Source organism: Enterococcus massiliensis (assembly GCF_001050095.1).
Lineage (GTDB): Bacteria > Bacillota > Bacilli > Lactobacillales > Enterococcaceae > Enterococcus_C > Enterococcus_C songbeiensis.
Window position 1 is genome coordinate 1,041,398 of the sequence record NZ_CVRN01000007.1, and the last position, 23,196, is coordinate 1,064,593.

The 23,196-nt window shown below is 39.1% G+C and carries 23 protein-coding genes; 21 read left to right on the plus strand and 2 right to left on the minus strand.

The genetic code is table 11. The annotated features are described in order from the left end of the window. From coaE to BN1875_RS12330, 17 genes are all read left to right on the plus strand, one after another. Entirely contained in the window at positions 1–591 is a 591-nt protein-coding gene (gene coaE, locus BN1875_RS12250; RefSeq protein ID WP_048605116.1) for a dephospho-CoA kinase, read from the plus strand. Positions 592–677: 86 nt separating this feature from the next. Further along, positions 678–1,004 carry a hypothetical protein gene (locus BN1875_RS12255; RefSeq protein ID WP_048605117.1) on the plus strand — a complete coding sequence of 109 codons (327 nt, stop codon included), beginning with the start codon at positions 678–680 and terminating at the stop codon, positions 1,002–1,004. Between the two features lie 218 nt (positions 1,005–1,222). Beyond that, positions 1,223–1,702 carry a transcriptional regulator NrdR gene (nrdR, locus tag BN1875_RS12260; RefSeq protein WP_048605118.1) on the plus strand — a complete coding sequence of 160 codons (480 nt, stop codon included), beginning with the start codon at positions 1,223–1,225 and terminating at the stop codon, positions 1,700–1,702. 17 nt (positions 1,703–1,719) lie between these two features. Beyond that, entirely contained in the window at positions 1,720–3,087 is a 1,368-nt protein-coding gene (locus tag BN1875_RS12265; protein WP_048605119.1) for a replication initiation and membrane attachment family protein, read from the plus strand. After that, on the plus strand, positions 3,087–4,010 hold the full coding sequence (dnaI, locus tag BN1875_RS12270) for a primosomal protein DnaI (RefSeq protein ID WP_048605120.1): 924 nt from the start codon (positions 3,087–3,089) through the stop codon (positions 4,008–4,010). Before BN1875_RS12265 ends, dnaI begins: the two co-directional genes overlap by 1 nt. A gap of 15 nt (positions 4,011–4,025) precedes the next feature. After that, positions 4,026–4,448: a hypothetical protein gene (locus BN1875_RS12275; protein WP_048605121.1), complete on the plus strand. Its 423-nt coding sequence runs from the start codon at positions 4,026–4,028 to the stop codon at positions 4,446–4,448. Positions 4,449–4,582: 134 nt separating this feature from the next. After that, the gene (locus tag BN1875_RS12280; protein ID WP_048605122.1) at positions 4,583–5,287 is read left to right on the plus strand and encodes a tRNA (adenine(22)-N(1))-methyltransferase; all 705 of its coding nucleotides are present in this window, start codon (positions 4,583–4,585) and stop codon (positions 5,285–5,287) included. Continuing rightward, complete coding sequence (locus BN1875_RS12285; RefSeq protein ID WP_048605123.1) at positions 5,284–6,402, plus strand: Nif3-like dinuclear metal center hexameric protein; 1,119 nt, start codon at positions 5,284–5,286, stop codon at positions 6,400–6,402. The genes BN1875_RS12280 and BN1875_RS12285 overlap by 4 nt, the downstream gene beginning before the upstream one ends. 11 nt (positions 6,403–6,413) lie before the next feature. After that, entirely contained in the window at positions 6,414–7,643 is a 1,230-nt protein-coding gene (gene pepT, locus BN1875_RS12290) for a peptidase T (protein WP_048605124.1), read from the plus strand. Positions 7,644–7,800: 157 nt separating this feature from the next. Then, positions 7,801–8,073, plus strand: coding sequence for a DUF1294 domain-containing protein (locus tag BN1875_RS12295; RefSeq protein WP_048605125.1), 273 nt, complete (start codon positions 7,801–7,803; stop codon positions 8,071–8,073). A 6-nt stretch (positions 8,074–8,079) separates the two neighbouring features. Next, on the plus strand, positions 8,080–9,126 hold the full coding sequence (locus BN1875_RS12300) for a lysylphosphatidylglycerol synthase transmembrane domain-containing protein (RefSeq protein ID WP_390622611.1): 1,047 nt from the start codon (positions 8,080–8,082) through the stop codon (positions 9,124–9,126). A 129-nt stretch (positions 9,127–9,255) separates the two neighbouring features. Continuing rightward, positions 9,256–11,856 carry an ATP-dependent chaperone ClpB gene (gene clpB / locus BN1875_RS12305; protein ID WP_048605127.1) on the plus strand — a complete coding sequence of 867 codons (2,601 nt, stop codon included), beginning with the start codon at positions 9,256–9,258 and terminating at the stop codon, positions 11,854–11,856. Positions 11,857–12,000: 144 nt separating this feature from the next. After that, positions 12,001–13,542 (plus strand): ABC transporter permease/substrate-binding protein, encoded by a 1,542-nt coding sequence (locus BN1875_RS12310; protein WP_048605128.1) that lies wholly within the window; start codon positions 12,001–12,003, stop codon positions 13,540–13,542. Continuing rightward, positions 13,539–14,510: an ABC transporter ATP-binding protein gene (locus tag BN1875_RS12315; protein ID WP_048605129.1), complete on the plus strand. Its 972-nt coding sequence runs from the start codon at positions 13,539–13,541 to the stop codon at positions 14,508–14,510. The genes BN1875_RS12310 and BN1875_RS12315 overlap by 4 nt, the downstream gene beginning before the upstream one ends. Then, positions 14,497–15,822, plus strand: a complete 1,326-nt coding sequence (locus BN1875_RS12320; RefSeq protein ID WP_048605130.1) for a dihydrolipoyl dehydrogenase family protein — start codon at positions 14,497–14,499, stop codon at positions 15,820–15,822. Before BN1875_RS12315 ends, BN1875_RS12320 begins: the two co-directional genes overlap by 14 nt. Positions 15,823–15,834: 12 nt before the next feature. Beyond that, positions 15,835–16,302, plus strand: coding sequence for a GyrI-like domain-containing protein (locus tag BN1875_RS12325; protein ID WP_048605131.1), 468 nt, complete (start codon positions 15,835–15,837; stop codon positions 16,300–16,302). A 113-nt stretch (positions 16,303–16,415) separates the two neighbouring features. After that, positions 16,416–17,072 (plus strand): aspartate/glutamate racemase family protein, encoded by a 657-nt coding sequence (locus BN1875_RS12330; RefSeq protein ID WP_048605345.1) that lies wholly within the window; start codon positions 16,416–16,418, stop codon positions 17,070–17,072. A gap of 25 nt (positions 17,073–17,097) precedes the next feature. Here BN1875_RS12330 and BN1875_RS12335 read toward each other — a convergent pair whose 3' ends face one another. Beyond that, positions 17,098–17,790 carry a DUF2238 domain-containing protein gene (locus BN1875_RS12335; protein WP_048605132.1) on the minus strand — a complete coding sequence of 231 codons (693 nt, stop codon included), beginning with the start codon at positions 17,788–17,790 and terminating at the stop codon, positions 17,098–17,100. Next, positions 17,787–18,275 carry a nucleoside 2-deoxyribosyltransferase gene (locus BN1875_RS12340; RefSeq protein WP_048605133.1) on the minus strand — a complete coding sequence of 163 codons (489 nt, stop codon included), beginning with the start codon at positions 18,273–18,275 and terminating at the stop codon, positions 17,787–17,789. Before BN1875_RS12340 ends, BN1875_RS12335 begins: the two co-directional genes overlap by 4 nt. Before the next feature lie 380 nt (positions 18,276–18,655). On the opposite strand from BN1875_RS12340, the gene BN1875_RS12345 reads away from it, so the two are divergent. The 4 genes from BN1875_RS12345 (at position 18,656) to BN1875_RS12355 (ending at position 23,188) form a co-directional block, all read left to right on the plus strand. Beyond that, on the plus strand, positions 18,656–19,852 hold the full coding sequence (locus BN1875_RS12345; protein WP_231586085.1) for an MFS transporter: 1,197 nt from the start codon (positions 18,656–18,658) through the stop codon (positions 19,850–19,852). 112 nt (positions 19,853–19,964) lie between these two features. After that, positions 19,965–20,111, plus strand: a complete 147-nt coding sequence (locus BN1875_RS13665) for a hypothetical protein (RefSeq protein WP_156171215.1) — start codon at positions 19,965–19,967, stop codon at positions 20,109–20,111. A 134-nt stretch (positions 20,112–20,245) separates the two neighbouring features. Then, positions 20,246–22,081, plus strand: a complete 1,836-nt coding sequence (gene lepA / locus BN1875_RS12350) for a translation elongation factor 4 (RefSeq protein WP_048605135.1) — start codon at positions 20,246–20,248, stop codon at positions 22,079–22,081. Between the two features lie 195 nt (positions 22,082–22,276). Continuing rightward, positions 22,277–23,188: a helix-turn-helix domain-containing protein gene (locus BN1875_RS12355; RefSeq protein ID WP_048605136.1), complete on the plus strand. Its 912-nt coding sequence runs from the start codon at positions 22,277–22,279 to the stop codon at positions 23,186–23,188. Positions 23,189–23,196 lie beyond the last annotated feature (8 nt).

Sequence of the window (23,196 nt, forward strand, 5' to 3'; positions counted from 1 at the left end):
ATGAAAAAAATTCTTGGTGTTACCGGTGGAATCGCCACTGGTAAAAGCACGGTAGTTGATATTTTTCGCGCCCATGGTTTTCCTATCATTGATGGTGATCTAATTGCACGGGAGGTCGTGGTTCCTAATAGTCCTGGTTTAGCAGCAATCGTCGGATCCTTTGGGAAGGAAATTCTTACTGAAGAAGGAACCTTGGATCGTAAAAAACTTGGAAGAATCGTTTTTCAAGAGGAAGAAAAATTGAACTTGTTGAATCAGGTATTAAATCCATTTATTCGCTCGGAAATTTTACGGCAATTACAGGAGGCGGAGGCACCCTTAGTTATCGCTGATATTCCGCTATTATTTGAAGGGCATTACGATCAATATGTGGATCAGGTCGCTGTTGTTTATCTTCCCGAGTCCTTGCAGGTCCAGCGTTTGATGGAACGGGATAACTTCTCTCAAGAGAGCGCCATGCAGCGTATCCGCAGTCAAATGCCTATCAACGAAAAAAGAAATCGGGCAGATATCGTATTTGATAATCAAGGAACCCGACAACAAACAAAAAAAATCGTTGAGGATTGGTTGAGTCAAAATCAATTCATTTGAGTCATTTCGTCAGTTTCGTTCAAAAATTTTGTTCATTTTACTGAATTTTGTTACACTTTAGATAGGAACAAAAGGAGGAAGGACGCATGGGAACGATCAAAGATGAAAAAGATAAATTGGTAGGCGGCGCAAAGGAAAAATTTGGCGAATTAACAAAGAATGAAGAACTTTCAGAAGAAGGAAAAAGTCAAAAAGAAGATGCCGAAAAAAATCTTGAGCAGCGAAAAAAAAGAATTGAAGAACTTGAAAATCTTCATGATGAAAAACAAGCGAACATTCAGGATGGTACCAAAGATCAAGTGGGTCGTGACCTGGAAGAACACGCTGTCCCAACAGAGGAAGACTTGAAAAATAAAGATCGTTTGGAAGAAGAACGCTTGAAACATTATACCGGAATTGAGGAAAAACTCTAAGTTTATCGAAAATCTTATTAGTCATTGACTAGTAAGATTTTTTTTAATCTGTCCAAAAAAATTGGTAAAAACTAAAAATTCTATCAAATCGATTGATTTCTGTGAAATTTCAAGTCAAACTCCCACCGTTGAAAGGATTTCATGTTATAATTAACCAAGAAATAAGTCGATAAATTGTAGACTTTAGCTAAAAATTTAAAGAATAATGAGGTGGAATCATGCGTTGTCCAAAATGTCACCATAACAGCTCCCGTGTTATTGATAGTCGTCAAACAGATGAAGGGCGAACCATTCGCCGCCGTAGAGAATGTGAAAACTGCGGGTTCCGTTTCACGACTTTTGAACGAATTGAAGCAGCACCCCTTTTAGTGATTAAGAAAAATGGCGAACGGGAAGAATTCAGCCGAGATAAAATTTTACGTGGATTGATCCGTTCGGCGGAAAAACGTCCAGTTGCAATGGAACAAATGGAAGAAATCGTCGACCATGTGGAAAATCGCGTCCGGAGTTTGGGCGTTAATGAAGTATCAACTAACTTGATTGGCGAATATGTCATGGAGGATCTCGTTGATGTGGACGAAATCGCCTATATTCGCTTTGCAAGTGTTTACCGTCAGTTTAAAGATATGTCTGTTTTTCTTAAGGAGTTACAGGATATCGTTGAAAAAGCGAAAGCTTCTGACCACAAAGAGGAGTAATTAAAGGAGGACTTTTTTTGGAAAGTGCCTGGTATGAAGTTCAGCCGAAAAATATTTATCAAGCAAAAAAAGCCTTGCCGCTGACACAAGACGGAGAAAAATCATTGGTTTATTTATACCAGCCAATCATCGGCGGCGATGCCATGAGTTTGTATTTTTGTCTGTTGGGGGATGCAACGGAAGAACAAGAATTGACTCATTTAGATTTGCTGAATGGCATGGATGTTGGTCTACCGCGTTTTTTTCAAGCAAGAAAGCAACTTGAAGGTATTGGTTTGTTGCGAAGCTATCAAAAAGACGATTCAGAATTTGGCAAGATGCTGTTGTATGAATTGTTTGAGCCCTTACATCCGCAAGCGTTTTTCAGAGAACAGTTAACGGCATTTTTATTGCTAAGCAAGGTGGGAGAACAGAAGTTTCAACAACTTATCCGTCGTTTCCGCCCAAAAATGATTTCTACGGAGGGCTATCAAGAAGTAACGCAGAAATTTACAGAGGTCTATTCTTGGACGGAAGCCGAATTTGGAAGACAGGAAACCACCTTGGATCATGTATCTGGAACATTTTCTACTTCAAATGAAAATCTGCCGCAACTTGATTCTTCCAAATTGGATTGGGCATTTTTGTTGGATTTATCTGAAAAAAAATTTATTGCTTCAGAGGCATTTACAAATGAATTAAAACAAAAATTGACCTTGTACCATGATTTATATGGCTATAATGAACTAAAATTAAGTGAATTACTGGGGCAGGCGGTTTCTCTTTCTGATGGGTCGATAAATGAAAAGACCCTAGAAAAGGCAGTTCTTGAAGATGCTCAGATTATTTATGCCAAAAATGCTACACCCATTGATCCTGAAAGCACGCCGCAAGTTCGTCGAATGAATACATTGAAGCAACAAGGCTATTCTGACAAGGACTTGGAGATGATTCAACAAAGTGAAGAATTAGCGCCAATGGAATACTTAACTGCTATCAAACAAGCAAAAAAAAGTTTTGTTGCAAAAAATGAAGAATGGCTGGTGCAGGATTTGGTGCAAAAATCGCCTTTACCAAATAGTGTGATTAATATTTTGATCAATTATTTGTTGGTTGTTCAAAATAAAAGTGCGCTGATTCCAGCGTTGGCGAATCAAATTGCGACGGATTGGTCTGAAAAAGGCATTCGTTCCCCAGAAGATGCTATCAAGCATGTGCGGGAACTTGCGAAAAATAAATTACAGAAAAAAGCAACCCCAGCTTATTCTCGTCAAGGACAAACAGTCAAAAAACGGGAAGAAATGCCGGATTGGTCTGCAAAAGCTACGGCGAGCGATCCAAAACGAAAAGCCGAGATTGATCGAATGATGAAAGAGTACTTCGATGATGGAGAAGGTGAAAACTAATGGAAGATGTTGGAAAAAATATCGATAAAATGCTGAATCGACGAAATTATCGTTCGCAATACAGCGAAATGATGGATTCTGTCCTGAAAGATCCCGATGTTACCGCATTTTTATCCGAGCATAAGGATAAATTGACCCCAGAAGACATTGAAAAAAGTTACGCAAAAATTTATGAATTCGTTCAAGAAAAACGAAAATTTGAAGTTAACGATCCCACAATGATTGCTCCCGGTTACGAGCCGCAGTTGACTCTGAATTTTCATTTTGTTGATGTGACTTATGTGCCGACACAAGCCTTGATTGAGCGGAGAAAAATAGAAGAAATCAAAAATCGCATCAGTACGATCGATATTCCTAAAGATATTCGGGATGCAACGATGAAAAGTTTCGATAAAACGGTGGAACGGGAAGAGGCGCTTTTTGAGACAATGCGCTTCATCCGCAGTTACGAAGAAAATCCGAAAACCTTTCATAAGGGGCTATATTTAGCGGGAGACTTTGGTGTTGGTAAAACGTATTTGTTGGGAGCAATGGCAAATGAGCTGGCCAAACGGGGCTTCACGTCCACGTTGGTTCATTTTCCGACCTTTACCTCACAAATCAAAAGTGCGATTGCCGATAATACAGTCAACGAAAAACTTGATCGAGTCAAAAAAGCCAATGTATTGATTTTAGATGATGTTGGGGCAGATTCAATGACCTCTTGGACGAGGGATGAAGTCTTTGGGGTGATCTTGCAATATCGCATGCAAGAACAACTCCCAACCTTTTTTACCTCCAACTTAACAATGGAGGGCTTGGAAAAACACCTGAGCATCACAAAAAATGCAGATGAGCCGCTGAAAGCCAAACGAATCATGGAACGTATTCGCTATTTGACAAAAGAAATCATCATGTTGGGAAATAATCGCCGAAATGGCTAGGAAAAGGAGCCTGTTATGAAGACCCCTATTTTTCTTTTATGCACTTTATTTTTATTAGCTGCCTGCACTGAGCAAAAGCAAGCAGCGCCTAGTACTGCTGAAACGCAACAAACAACACAATCAACAACTACCAGCACACAAGAAGGAGAAACGATGAAGACCCATTTCACTGGAAAAATCGTTGAGGAAATCGAGGAAAATTCTGCGGATCAGACGGTTCGAATTTTTTTGAAAGAGCTGGAAGCCATCAGTGACCCGGAAACTATTTTACCGAATTTTCAAGAGGGAGTTATTTTGCACGTACCGGAAGAAAAAATGCCAGATGCGAAAAAGGGAAGCACTGTGGACGTCGTGCTACAAGGAATACCAATCATGACGATGTCGATTCCACCACAGATTCCCGGAAATTCCATTGAGCAAGTCACCATTCGTCAATAATAGATTCAGAAAAACTGAGGATTGCCCAAAAGGTAGCCTCAGTTTTTTTATCGTTGACTGATTTTTTCTTCTTTTCAATGTTATAATAAAAATGTTTAATAGAAATGAAGTACCTAGAGATAAAGGAGGTCTATATGAACGAGCAAACACTATCCTTACGCTTACAGCGAGTGGGTGCAGCAGTACCTCTCGGAGCTCGTTTAGCAGATATTGGCTCAGATCATGCCTATCTGCCGGTGGCGCTGATGCTGAAAGATAAGATTTCTTTTGCTGTGGCGGGAGAAGTCGTCAAAGGGCCTTATGAATCGGCACATAAGCAAGTACTAAAAAATGGCCTGTCAGAAAAAATCATCGTCCGTTTGGCGGATGGTTTAGCTGCAATCCAGCCAGAAGATCAGATAACGGCGATTACTATCGCTGGTATGGGAGGAACTTTGATCCGTTCGATTCTTGAAAATGGTCTTATTTCCCAGCAGCTTTCTGGAAAGGAACGTCTGACTTTACAACCGAATGTTGGGGAACCGGGGTTACGATATTGGCTGATGAAAAATAAGTACCAGATCATTCATGAGGAAATCATTGAAGAACATCAAAAAATCTATGAATTAATCGTGGCTGAAAAAGCAGCCGCAGAACCAACTTATAGTGAACAAGAAATTTTCTTTGGTCCTTTTTTACTTAAAGAAAAAAACAGTGTCTTTCAAAAAAAATGGCAGCGAGAAATGCAGCAAAGAAAACGGGTCTTGACTCAGTTAAAGCAGGCAGAAGAATTACCAAAAGAAAAGATTCAGGAAATTACACAGCAATTACAATGGATTCAGGAGGTTTTGGAGCAATGAGCGTTTGGGGAACGACCTTTATCCAACGATTTGAAGAGTATTGCCCATTATGGCTGGCTGAACCGAGAGATCCGGTAGGTTTGCATTTGGGAACCTTGGAAAAACCGGTTCAACGCGTGATGATGACCCTTGATGTGCGTCCAGAAGTGGTCGCAGAAGCCATCGAAAAAAAAGTGGATCTGCTGATTGCCAAGCATCCACCAATTTTTCGACCAATGAAACGCTTGACCACCGATGATCCTCAGCAAAAAATGTATATTGATTTAGTAAAAAATGATATTGCCGTTTATGCAGCACATACCAATATGGATATCATTTGGGATGGTTTGAATGATTGGTTCTGTGAAATGTTAGCCATTGATGTGGAGGGCTTTATGAAGCAGACCCATCAAGTTCCGTTTAAGAAATTAGCGGTCTATGTGCCGACAGAAAATGCGGCTGCAATGCGACAAGCTCTTGGTGATGCCGGCGCTGGTAAACAGGGCAATTATCATCACACCAGTTATTCGATGACTGGTACAGGACGTTTTACTCCTACTGCTGAGGCGCATCCGGCAATTGGTCAGGCAAATCAGGAAGAGGAAGTTCAGGAAACACGAATCGAAGTTATTTTTCCTGAAACAAAAGAAGCTGCTGTTTTGCAGGCGATGTATACCGTTCATCCTTACGAGGAACCGGCTTTTGATATCCTGCCTTTAAACAATCTGCCAATGACCTATGGAATCGGTCGGATGGGGATGCTGGAGAAGCCTTTGACGATCAACGAATTGTGTGAACGAGTAAAAGATGTTTTTGAATTAGAAGGCTTGCGCTTGATTACCGCTGATCCAAATAAAACGGTTCAACGAATTGCGATTTGTGGTGGCAGTGGAGAAAAGTTTTATGAAGATGCACTGAAAAAACACGCCGATGTGTATATTACTGGTGATGTTACGTATCATATTGCCCACGACATGCAAGCAAAGGGATTGACGGTCATTGATCCAGGGCATAATATTGAACGTGTATGTATTCCTAAATTTATAGAAAAAATGAATGAATGGAAAGCGGAGGAGCAATGGACCATCGAATGTATTCCATCGATGACAAATACGAATCCCTTCCAATTTCGATAGGAGAGAAAAAAATGTACGAAAACTTATTACCTCGTTTTTTACGATATGTAAAAACAGAAACGCGTTCTGACGCAACCAGCGGTAAAACACCGTCAACACAGACACAGGTGGATTTTGCCCAATTGTTGAAAAAAGAATTGGAAGACCTAGGTTTGCAAGAGGTTGTTTACAATGAAGCAAATGGCTATGTCATTGCAACCTTGCCAAGCAACACAGAGAAAAAAGTTCCAACGATCGGTTTCATTTCTCATATGGATACAGCAGATTTTAATGCGAAAAATGTGAATCCGCAAATCATTGAAAATTACGATGGTGAATCAACGATCCAATTGGATGAAGAAGGAAAATTCACTTTGAATGTTCAAGATTTTCCTAATTTGCGTAACTATCGTGGAGAAACATTGATTACGACAGACGGCACGACTTTATTGGGCTCTGATGACAAATCTGGAATTGCAGAAATCATGACCGCAATGGAAATTCTACTTAAAAATCCTGAAATTAAGCACGGGGCAATTAAAGTTGCCTTTGGACCAGACGAAGAAATCGGTGTTGGTGCAGATAAATTTGATGTAGAGCAATTTGGTGCAGACTATGCCTATACGATGGATGGTGGTCCAGTTGGTGAATTACAATTTGAAACCTTCAATGCTGCACAAGCAGAAATCACCATTCAAGGAAAAAATGTTCATCCCGGAACGGCAAAAAATACGATGATCAATGCACTGCAATTGGCTATTGATTTTCAAAATCTACTGCCGGCAGAAGAGGTACCGGAAAAAACGGAAGGATACCAAGGTTTTTACCATCTGATGTTTTTAGAAGGAACACCCGAAGAAGCAAAAATGAGCTATATTATTCGGGATCACGATCGTACTAGCTTCGAAGCCCGGAAAAATAAATTACTAGAAATTCAAACGAAACTGAATGAAGCTTTCGATCAAGAACGAATTTCTATTCATATGTATGATCAATACTATAATATGCGGGAAATCATCGAAAAAGATATGAGTATTGTGGAAATCGCCAAACAAGCCATGATTGATTTGGGAATTAAACCAATCATTGAACCTGTTCGTGGTGGAACCGATGGATCAAAAATTTCTCAATTGGGTACACCAACACCAAATATTTTTGCTGGTGGCGAAAATATGCACGGACGATTTGAATTTGTCAGTCTACAATCGATGGAAAAAGCGACAGATGTCATCGTGAAAATTGCTGAATTGAATGCAAAGTAATGAATGAATAAAGAGCTAAACGAGCCCGGCTTTCTAAAAAGTTTAATGGGCCGTTTGGTTCTTTTTTTTAAAGCATCTTTTTTAACTCAAAGAATCTTTGCAACTCTTTAAATTTTACGGTATCCTGTAATGAGGAATTGGAGGAAACGAAGAACCTATGAATGAATTTTTACGGGCACCACTTTACTTATATTTTATTTTGATCAATCTTTATGTTTTTTTCCTAATGGGCTACGATAAGCATCGAGCAAGAAAACAACAATGGCGTATTCCGGAATCAAATTTGTTATTTATGGGCGTTGTTGGTGGCGGATTAGGCGGATTGTTGGCGCAGCATATTTTTCATCACAAAACCTTAAAGCGAAAATTCACCATTTGCTTTATTATTGGGATTTTGGTGGATGTCGCGTTGGCAATATACGTTTTGTAGGAGTAGATCATGAAGTCAAATTCAAAAATTAAGTTGATTATCAATATTGCCTTACTCGTAGCCATCTTTGGTGTGATGTATTATTTGTTGCGGGGCTCTTTAACTGAAATTTTTATCGAATTGAAAGACACCAGTTTAGCCGTTGTTTTAGGCGTACTTTTTTTAGGAACACTGTATCAAGTGCTTGAAGGATATTCAATTAAAGAGATTGCGACGGTCTTCCAGCCGCGATTTCGTGGGATAGATGGACTTTGGACCGCAAGTTATTCTGCTTTTTATCGTTTCATAACCTTTGGCGCAGGAACTTTGATTTCTGAGGTTAATTTTTATCGAAAAAAAGACCTTCATATTTCTCAAGGAATTGGAGTCACAGCACTGCATATGATTATGTACAAAGCGGCTGTTTTGACCTATGCGCTTGTGGGGCTGATTATTCAATTTTCACTTTTTTATGCTCATGCGCCCAAAATGATTCCCTTTATTCTTGCCGGCATGATTTTAACCTTTGTCATTATTGCTTTTCTGATTATTTTGTCAGTAAGTGTGCGACTTCAAGTTCTATTTGTTCAAATCAGTCACCGATTGTTCAAATCAGAAAAATTACGAGGAATCGTGGATAAATGCAATGTTCAGATCTATTCTTTGCGGGAAACGATGTATCGGGTGTTGAAGGATCGGACGGCAATGTTGCGAATCTATTTATGGAATCTGATAAAGCTGATTGCATGGTATTTGATTCCTTATGTTGTGTTAGTTAATGGTCATCCAGAATTAGACTTTTTATTGAGTTTTGCATTGATCAGTTTTACTGTGATTTTAGCAGGAGTCATTCCTTCACCAGCAGGTATCGGTTCTTTCGAATTTGTTTATCTGCTATTGTTTCGTCCGCTTGTCGGTACGGTTGATGCAGTCTCTTCCATGCTGCTCTATCGCTTTGCCTCCTATATCTGGCCGTTTTTGATTGGTTTTGTGTATATTTTGGCAGAAAAAAGAAAAGTGATCCGCACGGAAATCAAAGAAATAAAAAAAGAGAATAGTACAGAAAGCGAGTGAATTCTTTGGTTTTTCAACCAAGGAATTTTTTTGTTCATAGACAGCAATTATTTTGACCATATTTGACCAAAGGTGTATAATTTATTTTGTGAGAGAAAGTTGCTCATACAAAAGATGGGAGGAAATTTTATGAATATAGAAAAAATGACAAGCACACTGCAAGAAGCGATTGCAGAAGCACAACAAATTGCCATTACTCGTCACCATCAAGACATTGATATTGCTCATTTATGGAAAATTTTCTTACAGCCAAATCATTTTGGTCGTAATTTTTATACGGATGCTGGAGTAGAGGTTGACGATTTTGAGGCCAAGGTCGATGAATTATTGGATCAGGCGGCAACAATTGAAGGCGGCAACGTGCAGTACGGACAAAGCATGAGTCAGAACCTTTTCAATCTGCTTTCGGAAGCAGATCGTTTGCGGGAAACTTTTCAAGATGATTACTTGTCTACAGAGATTGTATTGTTGTCTTTGATGCGCTTAAAAAATCATCCTTTGACAAAATATTTACTTAATCATGGAATCAATGAAAAAGAATTACGTAGAAATATTGAAGAAATGCGAGGTGGAGACCGAGTGACTTCACAAAATCAGGAAGAACAATACAAAGCCTTGGAAAAATATGGGGTTGACTTAGTTCAACAAGTAAAAAATGGCAAGATGGATCCGATTATCGGTCGAGATGAAGAAATTCGGGACGTCATACGAATTTTATCCAGAAAAACCAAAAATAATCCAGTGTTGATTGGTGAGCCAGGTGTCGGAAAAACCGCAATTGTGGAAGGGTTGGCACAACGAATCGTAAGAAAAGATGTCCCGGAAAATTTAAAGGATAAAACGATTTTTTCCCTGGATATGGGAGCCCTAATTGCTGGAGCGAAATTCCGCGGGGAGTTTGAAGAACGTTTAAAAGCAGTTTTAAAAGAAGTCAAAAAATCAGAAGGACATATTATTCTGTTTATCGATGAAATTCATAACATCGTTGGTGCTGGAAAAACAGAAGGCAGTATGGATGCCGGTAATTTATTGAAACCCATGCTGGCTCGTGGCGAATTGCATACGATTGGTGCGACCACATTGGATGAATACCGTCAATACATGGAAAAGGACAAAGCACTTGAACGACGTTTCCAAAAAGTACTCGTGAAAGAACCGACTGTTGAAGATACGATTTCGATTTTACGGGGACTAAAAGAACGCTTTGAAATCCATCATGGGGTGAATATTCACGACAACGCATTAGTTGCAGCTGCAACTTTGTCTAATCGTTACATCACAGATCGTTTCTTGCCGGATAAGGCAATTGATTTAGTGGATGAGGCTAGTGCCAGTATCCGCGTGGAAATGAACTCCATGCCTACTGAATTAGATCAAGTGACACGTCGGTTGATGCAGTTGGAGATTGAAGAGGCTGCATTGAAAAAAGAATCCGATGATGCTTCTAAGAAACGCTTAACAATTTTACGGCAAGAATTGGCGGAACTTCGAGAAGAAGCAAATGCCATGAAAATGCAGTGGGAAACGGAAAAGGAAGAAGTTAACACAATTTCTAATAAACGAGAAGAAATTGATAAAGCAAAGCATGAGTTAGAAGATGCAGAAAATAATTATGATTTAGAACGAGCAGCTGTTTTACGACATGGAACGATTCCTCAATTAGAAAAGGAATTACATGAGCTGGAAGAAAAAGGCAAAGCAGAAGGCGTTCGAATGGTTCAAGAATCTGTGACTGAAAATGAAATTGCGGCAGTTGTTGGCCGTTTGACAGGTATTCCGGTGACGAAATTAGTTGAAGGAGAACGGGAAAAACTATTAAAATTAAACGAAACCCTCCATCAACGGGTCATTGGGCAAGATGAAGCAGTGGATGCCGTGTCAGATGCAGTCATCCGGTCACGTGCAGGCCTGCAGGATCCTAATCGTCCCCTTGGTTCTTTCTTGTTCTTAGGACCAACTGGTGTCGGGAAAACGGAATTAGCCAAAGCATTGGCAGAAAATCTGTTTGACTCAGAAGAACATATGGTTCGAATCGATATGAGTGAATACATGGAAAAACATGCTGTCTCTCGTCTAGTTGGTGCGCCTCCAGGCTATATCGGCTATGAAGAAGGCGGACAGCTAACAGAAGCGGTTCGTCGCAATCCTTACACGATCGTCTTGCTGGATGAAATCGAAAAAGCCCATCCAGATGTTTTCAATCTGTTACTACAAGTATTAGATGATGGCCGTTTGACGGATTCTAAAGGTCGTGTGGTTGATTTTAAAAATACTGTGTTGATTATGACCAGTAATATTGGTTCACAATTATTGCTAGATGGCGTAACAGAAGAAGGAAAGATTCCTGAAAATGTTGCTGATTCAGTGATGGGTCTATTGCGAGGACACTTCAAGCCAGAATTTCTGAACCGGATTGATGATACAATTTTATTTACACCATTAAGTTTGGACGATGTAAAAGGAATTGTGGAAAAAATCATCGCCCAATTGTCCCACCGATTGGAAGATCAAGATATCCAATTGGAGATTACCGATGAATCAAAAAGCTGGATCGCAGAAAATTCTTATGAACCGGCCTATGGTGCACGCCCATTGAAACGCTTTATCACGAGAGAGTTAGAAACACCGTTAGCAAAAGAAATCGTTTCTGGACGAGTATTACCAAAGTCAAAAGTTACGATTAGTTTGTTAAATGATCAATTGGTTTTTCAAAATAGCGAACAGGAATAACCAAAAAAATGGCAAGGATCAGATAATTGATTCTTGTCTTTTTTTGTCCAAATAAAAATTCTGAATCTCTCGATAAGCGAATGGTTTGGCGGAAAAACTTCTTTACTTTATACTGAAATAAATGGGGTAAAGAAAGGAAATGAAATGAAAATTTTTATAGATATGCTTCTTGATCGAAAAGACGAACTACTTTCAGCAACTTTCCAACATCTTTCTATTTCGATTATTGCACTTTTGATTGCAATTATTATTGCTGTTCCTTTGGCGATTTGGTTGGCAAATTATAAAAAAGCGGCAGAGGTTATGCTGCAAATCACCAGCGTTTTACAAACAATTCCTTCATTGGCACTGTTGGGACTATTGATTCCTTTTGTCGGTATCGGCACTGCGCCAGCATTGATTGCATTGGTGATTTATGCGTTGTTGCCGATTTTTCAAAATACGTATATTGGTTTATCAGAAATTGATCCTTCCATTGAAGAGGCAGCGGTGGCATTTGGTATGTCTCGGATGCGCCGCTTAATCAAAGTGGAGCTTCCCATCGCGCTGCCGGTAATTATTTCCGGAATTCGGACAGCATTGGTTTTGATTATTGGTACCGCCACTTTAGCAGCGCTGATCGGTGCTGGTGGACTAGGAACCTTTATTTTATTAGGTATCGATCGGAATACACCGATGCTCACATTGATCGGAGCTATCAGCTCTGCATTATTGGCAATTTTGTTTAGCAGTTTGATTCGTTTGCTGCAAAATTTAAAACCTCGCTATACGTTACTGACTTTAGCTGGATTGATTTTTTTGATTGGTGGTGTTTCTATTTACCAAACAGGAGCTTTTCAAGGAACCATGGTCACAATCGCTGGAAAATTAGGCTCGGAGCCGGATATTTTGATTAATATGTATAAAGAATTAATTGAAGAAGAAAATCCTGAAATTCAAGTCGAATTAAAACCAAATTTTGGTAAAACGAGTTTTTTATTTAGTGCTTTAGAGCACAACCAAATCGATATTTATCCGGAATTTACCGGTACGGTCTTAGAAAGTCTAGTCAAAGTTCCTGAAGGAGATCAAGGAAAAGCCTTTTCTTCGGAGGAAACCTATGAGAAAGCCAAAACATTGCTGACAGACCAGTATCAGATGACGTTTCTTGAACCTATGGCTTATCAAAATACTTATGCATTGGCGATGAAAGAAGCGTTTGCCAAGGAACATCAAATTGAGAGCATTTCAGATTTGATCAAAATACAAAATCAAATCAAAGCTGGTTTTACGTTGGAATTTATCGACCGTTCAGACGGGTACAAAGGAATTCAGGAGAACTATCAATTGGATTTCCCAAGCGTTCAAAGTATGGAGCCGGCTTTGCGTTATCAAGCCATCAATAATGGAGACATTAATTTAATTGATGCCTACTCGACAGATAGCGAAATCCAACAATATAAACTGGTTACGCTAAAGGACGATCAACATCTTTTCCCACCTTATCAAGGTGCACCGTTGATGCAAAAAGAATTTGCAGAGAAGCACCCTGAAGTCGTCAAAGCATTAAATCGTCTAGCTGGAAAAATTACCGAAGAACAAATGATCTCCCTCAACTATCAAGTCAATGTGGAGAAGAAACAACCTGAAAAAGTTGCCCGCGACTTTTTGCTTGAACAGGGTTTGTTGAAGGAGGCAGAAAAATGACCGAGATAATTGCATTTAGAAATGTGGAAAAACGCTACGGCGAAAAGATCGTAATCGATCAGTTGAACCTCAGTATCCAAACCGGAGAAATTTTCGTTTTGGTGGGGCCTTCAGGAAGTGGGAAGACCACAACGTTGAAAATGATTAATGCGTTGACCGAACCTACGGAGGGGGACGTGTATTTTAAAGGAAAACGGATCAAGGATTACAACCTGCAAAAAATGCGGTGGCAGATGGGATACGTTTTACAACAGATCGCATTATTTCCAACGATGACTGTAAAACAAAACATAGAAGTTATTCCAGAAATGCTTGGCTGGGAAAAAGAAAAACGTAAAATGGATGTGGATCGATTATTAAAATTAGTTAATTTGAATCCTGAACAGTATCGCAACCGAATGCCTCGAGAACTTTCCGGCGGGGAGCAGCAGCGAATCGGAATTTTGCGGGCGATTGCTGCCAATCCAGAAGTAATTTTGATGGATGAACCCTTTAGTGCGCTTGATCCGATTTCTCGTTCCTCCCTCCAAGAGCTGGTTTTGCAGTTGCATGAAGATTTGGGCACCACGATTGTATTTGTTACCCATAATATGAAAGAAGCCATCAAATTGGGGGATCGAATTGCAGTCATGCGCAACGGACGGTTGATTCAATGTGACACGCCAGAAAAAATTATTGCAGAACCCAAAACGAAATTTATTGAAACCTTTTTTGAGGAAACTGGTGAGGATGAAGCGGCGCTTGTGACGGTTCGACAAATGATGCAGGCTGGTTTTTATCAAACGACTGTTATGAAAAAAGAGCAACCAATAATCACTGAAGATACCACTTTACAGGAAGTTTATCGTGTTTTAGCGACTGCCTCAAGCGTGAGTATTAAAAGAGGACAGGAAGTAGTTGGACAATTATCAGGACAAGATGTATTTGCATTTTTGAGTCGAAAGGAGGAGGCAGATGAAGAAAGCTGATGTTGTTGTTATTGGTTCTGGGGTTGCTGGATTGAGTGCTGCTTTTGGCTTAAAGGAAAGTGGACATTCCGTCATTATTGTCGAAGAAGATTTATGGGGTGGAACCTGTCCAAACCGCGGATGTGATCCAAAAAAAGTTCTGCTTGCGGCAGTTGAAGCGCAAAAGAGCATCCAACACCTGCAAGGAAAAGGATTTTCAGAAACACCGACAATTAATTGGCAGGAGTTGATGGCGTTTAAACGGACTTTCACCCAGCCAGTTCCTAAATCCCGTCAAACGTCATTAGAAAAATCCGGGATTGAAACGCTTAAAGGAACTGCGCGTTTTTTGGATGAAAATCATCTGCAGGTAAGGGAAGAAATTATTGAAGCCAAACAATTTTTGATCGCCAGCGGGCAACGTCCAACGTTATTGGCAATCAAAGGAAAAGAATATTTTAAAACTAGTACCGATTTTCTTGATTTGGATCGGTTACCAAAAAGAATTGCTTTTGTTGGCGCTGGCTACGTGGCAATTGAGCTGGCAACGATCGCTAGTGCTGCCGGGGCAGAAGTGTCTATCATCCATCATAATGATCGACCATTAAAAGCATTTGATGAAGAATTGGTTACTGAGTTAATGAATCAACTAAAAACCCAAGGAATCTCTCTCAATTATGATATTTCTTTAGATGAAATCGAAAAAACAGAATCAGAAACGTATCTGCTTAAAGGAAATAAGTTTCAGCTTGAAAGTGACCTTGTCATTTGTGCTACCGGTAGAATTCCAAATGTCGAGACGTTGCAGTTGGAAAATGCTGGTGTTCAGTATGATCAGCATGGAATTATCGTAAATGAATTTCTACAAACGACAACACAAAATATTTTCGCTTGTGGAGATGTTTTAGCTAAAAAAATACCCAAATTGACACCAGTGTCTACCTTTGAAGCCAACTATGTTGTGAAAACAATGGAAAAAATCGAAAAAGGAATCAGTTACCCGGCAATTCCAACAATCGTATTCGGTAGTCCAAAATTGGCTCAGGTAGGTATTCCTACAAAAGAAGCTTTGGAAAATGGCCAACAATTTACGATTGTAGAAAAAGATTTGACAGAATGGTTCACCTATCATCGAATCAATGAACCAATCGCTAAAGCAAAACTGATTTTCGAAAAAAATCAGCTTGTTGGAGCCAGTACGTTGAGTACTCATGCCGATGAGTTGATCAATTTACTCGCACTTGCGATTGATAAAAAAATAACCGCAGAAGAAATCAGTAGTTTTATTATCGGCTATCCATCTGTTGCCAGTGACTTGTCATATCTAGTATAGGAGGAGAGCAATATGGAATTAATCAAGATTCGGAAAAATCCGCAATTAGTTGTTTCAATTACGAAAGAAATGACGAATGCAGAGGTATTTGATTGGATTGGTGAAAGTTTCATGAAATTAGCCGATCATATTGAACGAGAAAAAGCGCAAATTGCCGGTCTGCCGTTTGTTTCTTTTAAAAAACTTGATGAAAATGGAAATATTGCTGCTGCGAAGGTGATGATCGAGATTGGTATTCCTATTGATCACGAAATCAATGACACGATTGAAATCATTTGTTACCAAATGGCGGGCTATAAAGCGATCCAAGGAACATTTACTGGAAGTGACGATGATTTGGCACTAGTTTATTCTTTGATGATTGACGAAATAAAAAAGGGCGGACGGGAATTTATGCATCAAAGTTATGAATATTATTTGACAGATGCTTCGGCGAACGCAGAAGAACAAATGACGATGTTGGAAATACCATATCGCTAGACCACACCTAATAACGAAGTAGTCAGTTGCAGGATTTTGCGGCTGGCTTTTTTGTTGCTCGACAACGAAGAAAAAAGTCGTATAATAAAAAAAAGAAAGTAGTGAGACAATTTATGAAACTTGCCATTATGGGGGGGACCCCCGTTGATACTCGAATGGGCGCCGCTTTAATCGCAGATTTAAAGGTTGATGTAATTCAAACGCCTATTTCGAAAAATCCTAGCGAACAAACTTTTTTTCAAACACAACCTTATGAAAAAAGAGAAAGACAGATTCGTAAAAAAATTGACGAGCTGTTGGAACAAGACGTTACTGCACTTTTTGTGTACTGTAATTCCCTTAGCGGCTCCATTGATTTTGATCAATTAGCCGTTGACTATTCGTTGCCAATCATCACACCTTTTCAAGTCTACCGGCAATTAGCAGGGAAGTATAAGAAACTGGGCGTTTTGGCAGCAAATGCACAAGGAGCTGCGGGAATTGAAAAAGAATTGGTGCAAAGCAATCCACAGATTGAAGTTTTTAGTGTAACCAATCTTTCTTGGGTCAAAGCAGTAGAGGCAAAAATCCCCAGCAAACAAATTGTAGAAAGCTTTGGATTATTGGAGACAACCGATTATTTTCCAAAAAATAAAATTGAAGCAATCTTGATTGGATGTACTCATTTTCCTTATTTTCTTGAGGACTATCAATCACGAACCCCGATTACCTGTATTAATCCCGATGATTTTCTAAGAGAAAAATTGCAGGAAATTGCAAAAAAAAGGTGAGCCCATTTACTGGACTCACTTTTTTTTATAATTTTCGAGCTTTTCGTTCTTTTTCCGGTGCCTTTTGCAAACGATAGGAAAGAAAATATTCTGCTTGGCCTCTACTTTGGATTGCGGCAAAAACCGACATAATCAATGCTCCCAACGTATTGGTAAAGAGATCCCCCATGGTATCCATTAACGCTGCTCGACCAATAAACGCCTGTCCTGCAACTGTTTGATACCGTTGCAGATTCATTCCGCCAAATTGGTCACAGGCAAATTCCCAAAATTCCCAAATCACACCACACAATCCGGCAAAGGCAAAGCCGAATAATAGAAATAACCAAGGTGAGATTCTTTTTACATCAGCATCTCGTAAGAAAATTCCGATCAAACCATAACCAACTGCCGTCAATACCATTGGACTAACGGTGTGGAGGATTTTATCCCAAAAATTAACAATCAGAATCATGTGAAGACAGGTTCCAAGAAAAACAGAAATCAAAAGAAAGAACCAGTAAAAATAAACAGTCGCTTCTGGCATTCGAATACGAATCAGTTTGTAGATGATTTCCGGTAAATAAATAAGCAGGATGCCGGCAAGACATTCAACCACAAAGACGATGGCTTGATTTTGTGGAAATCGCCCAGTAACCAGCTCCCAAATATTGAAAATCAAAATACCGATTCCTAAAACTGTCATGCCCAATTGAATCTTGCGATAGGTTACTGTCATGAGTTATCTCCTTCCACAAAGCGGGCGACACCTTGGAACAGGTTTTCTTCAGAGGCAAACACTGCACCGTTTAATTTTATTAGACCGACTGTATACAAATTCGTGTAATGAAATTGATTTTCAGCAACTTGTTGTAAGGCATCAATTTTTTTGGCATTGGTTGCTCCTTGCTGCCGGGAATCCGTGTAAAGACCCAATACTGGAATGCGATTGGCATAGGCAACACCAATTTCTGAAGCAACGCCGGCATCAATGGATAAACCGTCTAATAAAGCAATCATCAACTGACTTTCTACAACTTTTTCTGTATCTGCTAAGGCAATCATCTTGCTGTCAGCATAAGCAGTTTTATCATTGATTGCCGCATTTTCCTGAGGCAAATAAATTTCCAGTTGCGGATGGTTTCTTCGCAACTTTTTTACCAACTCCGCATTATAAAGTAAGTCACTTTTCGCAAACATAGGTGCTGCAAAATAGATTTTCATTCCTATCACTCCAACTACTAGTTTTTACTTTTTATCAGAGTTCTTTGAAAAAAAGACATCTGATAAAAGCAAATCGATTTTCAATTCTCAGTATACCAAAGGCAACTGTATTTTGCTCGAATTTGATGGTGGGAGGAGTGGAAAAGTATATAGGCAATTTAATTTACATAATATTTTTATGGTTCTGATTTCAATTTCACATGAAAATTGTCTCAAAATAAAAAATCTTCTTGCATTGTAATAGAAGGAAAGGGATAATCAAGCTATTATAGAATGAACGTATTTTTAAGGAGCATAGCCATGAATAGACGGTAGAATTCTTCACTTGGAAATAAACGAAAAAAATTGAAGAACGAAAATTTCGTTTCTTCTAAGTGAAGGTGAAAAAATTGAATAAGCATTCTTTTATTAAATTACTTGCAGGACAAACGATAGCTAATATTGGTGATACGCTGTATACGATTGCCATAATAAGTTTAGTATTTGCGATTACTCACTCGGTGTTTGCCGCAGCAATTGTGCCTGTTATCATTACTGGAAGTATGGTTTTATCAGGTTTATTGACACCGTTGATTATCGTACGTGTCTCTTTGACTCAGCTTTTGAAGAGTCTTCAACTTTGCAAAACAGTGTTTTTGTTTGGCTTGGCTATTTATCTGCAACTTTCTTCCTCTGTTCAATTACTTGTTTTGTTTGGTTTCATCAGCTGTATTGCTTTTTTAGATGGATGTGCGGATCCAGTCGCAACAGCATTGCTGCCTCATTATGTAGCAAAGGAAAATCTGATGCGAGCCAATAGTATTTTCAGCACGTTGCTGCAAATTGTTAGCATTGGTAGTTGGGCGGGTGGTTCCTCTTTATTGATTCTTTTTTCGGTTTCAAATTTAGTCTGGTTGGATATGGGAATCTTTCTGATAGCGACATCATTGTTTTGGTGGCTTCCTCAAGTTGAAAACAAAATAGAATCCAAAGAAAGTGAGTGGAAGAATTTTTCAGTTGGATGGCAAGAAATTCGACAGCAGCCGCTTCTTCGCACAGTGGTTTCGATGGATATTCTTGAAGGAGTTGCAAATACGGCATGGGTGTCGGCGGTAATTTTATCCTTTGTAAAAGACGTTCTTCACGTAACAGAAAATTGGTGGGGCTATATTAATGCAACTTTTTTTGCAGGTGCTTTATTGGGAAGCCTTGTTGTGATGCGTTTAACGGGAAGAACTACGAAAAAAGCAACGTTGATCTGGCTAGGTTCCTTAGGTGGTGCGCTGGTAACATTTTTAGTTGCCCCCGGTTGGCATCCGGTGTTTGTTCTTTTTTGCTCTGTTTTGGTGGGTGTCTTTTCTCAAATCAAGAATATTCCTCAGTCCACTGTGTTACAGCAACATATTCCAAATGAAAAACTTGTTGCCGTTTATGCCGCAATGAATGTTCTCTATACAGGAACTTTTGCTGTGGCATCACTTATCGCGGGTTCTATTTCCGATCTTTTTGGTGCACAGACAATCTTCCTATTATCAGGGATTTTATTATTACTTGTCGCAGTGATGGCAAGAAAAAAATATCAGCTATTTGACGAATAAGAGAGTAAATAGAATCTGAGAATTGTCTCGGGTTCTATTTTTATTGATTTATTGTTACAATAAGAGCAATAATTCGGACGTTTATTTCAAAAGACAGGAGGAATTTTCAATCATGATTCGAATGAAGCTTTTAGGTGTAATCATTGGTCATTCGGATGGAAAGACCGGTATTTTAGTTCCCACACCCAAATGGTTCTATGGCTTAATCGTTTTTTTGCTCATTGTTGGGATTGTTTTTTTAGTGAGAAAGAAAAAATAGCTTTTTTTCACGAATAAGAACTATTTTAAAAACTTTCCTCAGAACAATTTATTTTCTGAATCACGGATAAAGGATGACTTATCCTATTTGCGTTGGTATAATAAAGAAGTTGATTAAAAGAAATGAGGAAACACATGAATATAGAAGAAATGAAGAAAAGACGTGAAAAGATCCGTAATTTTTCCATCATCGCCCATATTGACCACGGGAAATCTACATTAGCAGATCGAATTTTGGAGAAAACAAATACTGTCACGACTCGTGAGATGCAAAACCAGTTACTTGATTCAATGGATCTTGAACGGGAGCGGGGCATTACAATCAAGTTAAATGCCGTGGAGTTGAACTATACCGCTAAAGATGGCGAAGCATATATTTTTCATTTAATTGATACCCCGGGGCATGTGGATTTTACCTACGAAGTTTCTCGTAGTTTAGCTGCCTGTGAAGGTGCGATTTTAGTGGTGGATGCAGCGCAGGGAATCGAAGCTCAAACATTGGCAAATGTTTATTTAGCATTGGATAATGATTTGGAAATTTTACCAGTTATCAATAAAATTGATTTGCCGGCCGCTGATCCTGAACGAGTACGCAAAGAAATTGAAGATGTCATCGGAATTGATGCCAGCGAAGCTGTTCTTGCCAGTGCCAAAGCGGGAATCGGTATTCAAGAAATTTTGGAACAAATCGTCGAATACGTTCCTGCACCAAGCGGTGATTTAGATGCACCGTTAAAAGCACTGATTTTTGATTCTATTTATGATTCTTATCGAGGGGTTGTCCTGAATGTGCGAGTTATGGATGGGGTCGTGCGTCCTGGCGATAAAATTCAAATGATGAGTAACGGAAAAACGTTTGATGTGACCGAAGTTGGCGTTTTTTCACCAAAGGCAGTTCAACGGGACTATTTAATGGTTGGAGACGTTGGGTATATCACCGCCGCAATCAAAACGGTTCAAGATACGCGGGTTGGGGATACCGTGACCTTAGCAAACAATCCAGCAGAAAAAGCATTGCATGGCTATCGAAAAATGAATCCAATGGTTTTTTGTGGGTTGTATCCAATTGATACTTCCCGTTACAACGATTTGAGAGAAGCCTTGGAAAAATTACAATTAAATGATGCTGCGTTGCAGTTTGAACCGGAGACATCTCAAGCACTTGGTTTTGGTTTCCGCTGCGGATTTTTAGGGTTGCTGCACATGGACGTTGTACAAGAACGTCTTGAACGAGAATTCAATCTTGAATTGATCACAACAGCACCGTCAGTAATTTATCATGTGAATAAAACAGACGGCACTCAAGAAATCGTGGATAATCCGGCTGATTTTCCAGATCCAGTGACGATTCAAAATGTGGAAGAACCTTACGTAAAAGCGCAAATTATGGTTCCAAATGATTTTGTTGGTGCAGTGATGGAGCTTGCGCAACGAAAACGTGGTGATTTTGTAACGATGGATTACTTGGATGACTATCGGGTAAACGTTGTCTATGAAATTCCTTTGTCAGAAATCGTTTTTGATTTCTTTGATAAATTAAAATCCAGTACAAAAGGCTATGCTTCATTGGATTACGAAATGTCAGGCTATCGCCCAAGCAAGCTTGTGAAGATGGATATCTTGTTGAATGCCGAAAAAGTGGATGCTTTGAGCTTTATCGTCCATCGTGATTTTGCATTTGAACGAGGAAAAGCGATTGTTGAAAAACTAAAGAAACTGATTCCTCGCCAACAATTTGAAGTACCGATTCAGGCTGCTATCGGACAGAAAATCGTTGCTCGTTCTGATATCAAAGCCTTACGAAAAAATGTGTTGGCAAAATGTTACGGCGGAGATGTATCCCGAAAACGCAAATTGCTTGAAAAACAAAAAGAAGGCAAGAAGCGAATGAAACAAATCGGTTCCGTAGAAGTACCACAAGAAGCCTTCATGGCAGTTTTGAAAATGGACGACCAAGATAATGCGAAATAGCTTTTTATAACCTGGAAAACCTATTAAATCAACCTTTTTGAGTGGTAGAAAATCCGTGATTTACCCGTTTAAAAAAGTTTAAACTGTCATACGGTTGTCACGGCAACAATAAAATTAACAAAAATGGAATATTTTCCTTGAAGGTTTTTAACCGTCAGCGTATGATAAAAGCATCTCATAGGGGGTGCTTTTTTCATGTCTGAAATTATAAGTGGTGATTTCCTTAAATCTCTAAGGAAAGAGAAAAAATTATCTCAAAAAGAGTTGGCTGAGTTAGCTGGAATTTCGCAGAGTGCTTTAGTCAAGTACGAAAAAGGGATAAGAAAGATTCCCAAAGACGTAGACGATACACTAAGTAAGATTCTGAATGTAGAAACGCTACTAAAAGATGAGGTAGATAAACTTAAGACTCTTATCGACCAACTAATTGAATACAGAGACATGAATAAGCTACTTAATAAAGAGTTGGCTACTAAAATAGGGACTAGTGAAGTATCACTCAGTTATGTATTAAACAGAAATAGAAAACCGTCAAAAGAAATGGAACAAAAAATTTCTCTGTTTCTTTCTAACGACGGAAAAGAAATTTTGATGGATATTAAGCAAGATGATGGATCTTTTAAATTACCTGTCGTTGATAAAATGGCAATGGGAAAACGAATCCAAGAGATTCGGAAGGCTAGAGGTGAGACATTAGAAAAATTTGGGAAGAAATTCACTCGATCTGCTGGAAAGAATGTTGTGACAAGGTGGGAAAAAGGGATAAACATTCCTGATATTGAAAGACTAATGAATGTTGCTTACTTGGGTAAAGTAACTGTTCCTTATATTTTGTACGGAGAGACTTTCAATAAGATGCTAAGAAAAGGAAATAAGGTTAGCAAGTTTGAAAAATTAGATCCGTTCCGAATGGGATTAAGATTTCGAAAAATTCGAAGGGATTATCGTTTGGAAAGAGAAGACTTTGGAAAATTTTTTTCACCGCCTATCACGAAATGGTCGATGGACCGATATGAGAATGGAAAAGATATTCCGAACACAGATCGCACTATTCAATATGCTTATATCGGGAAAGTCTCTTTGGAGTTTTTGATATATGGCATCTGATGATTATT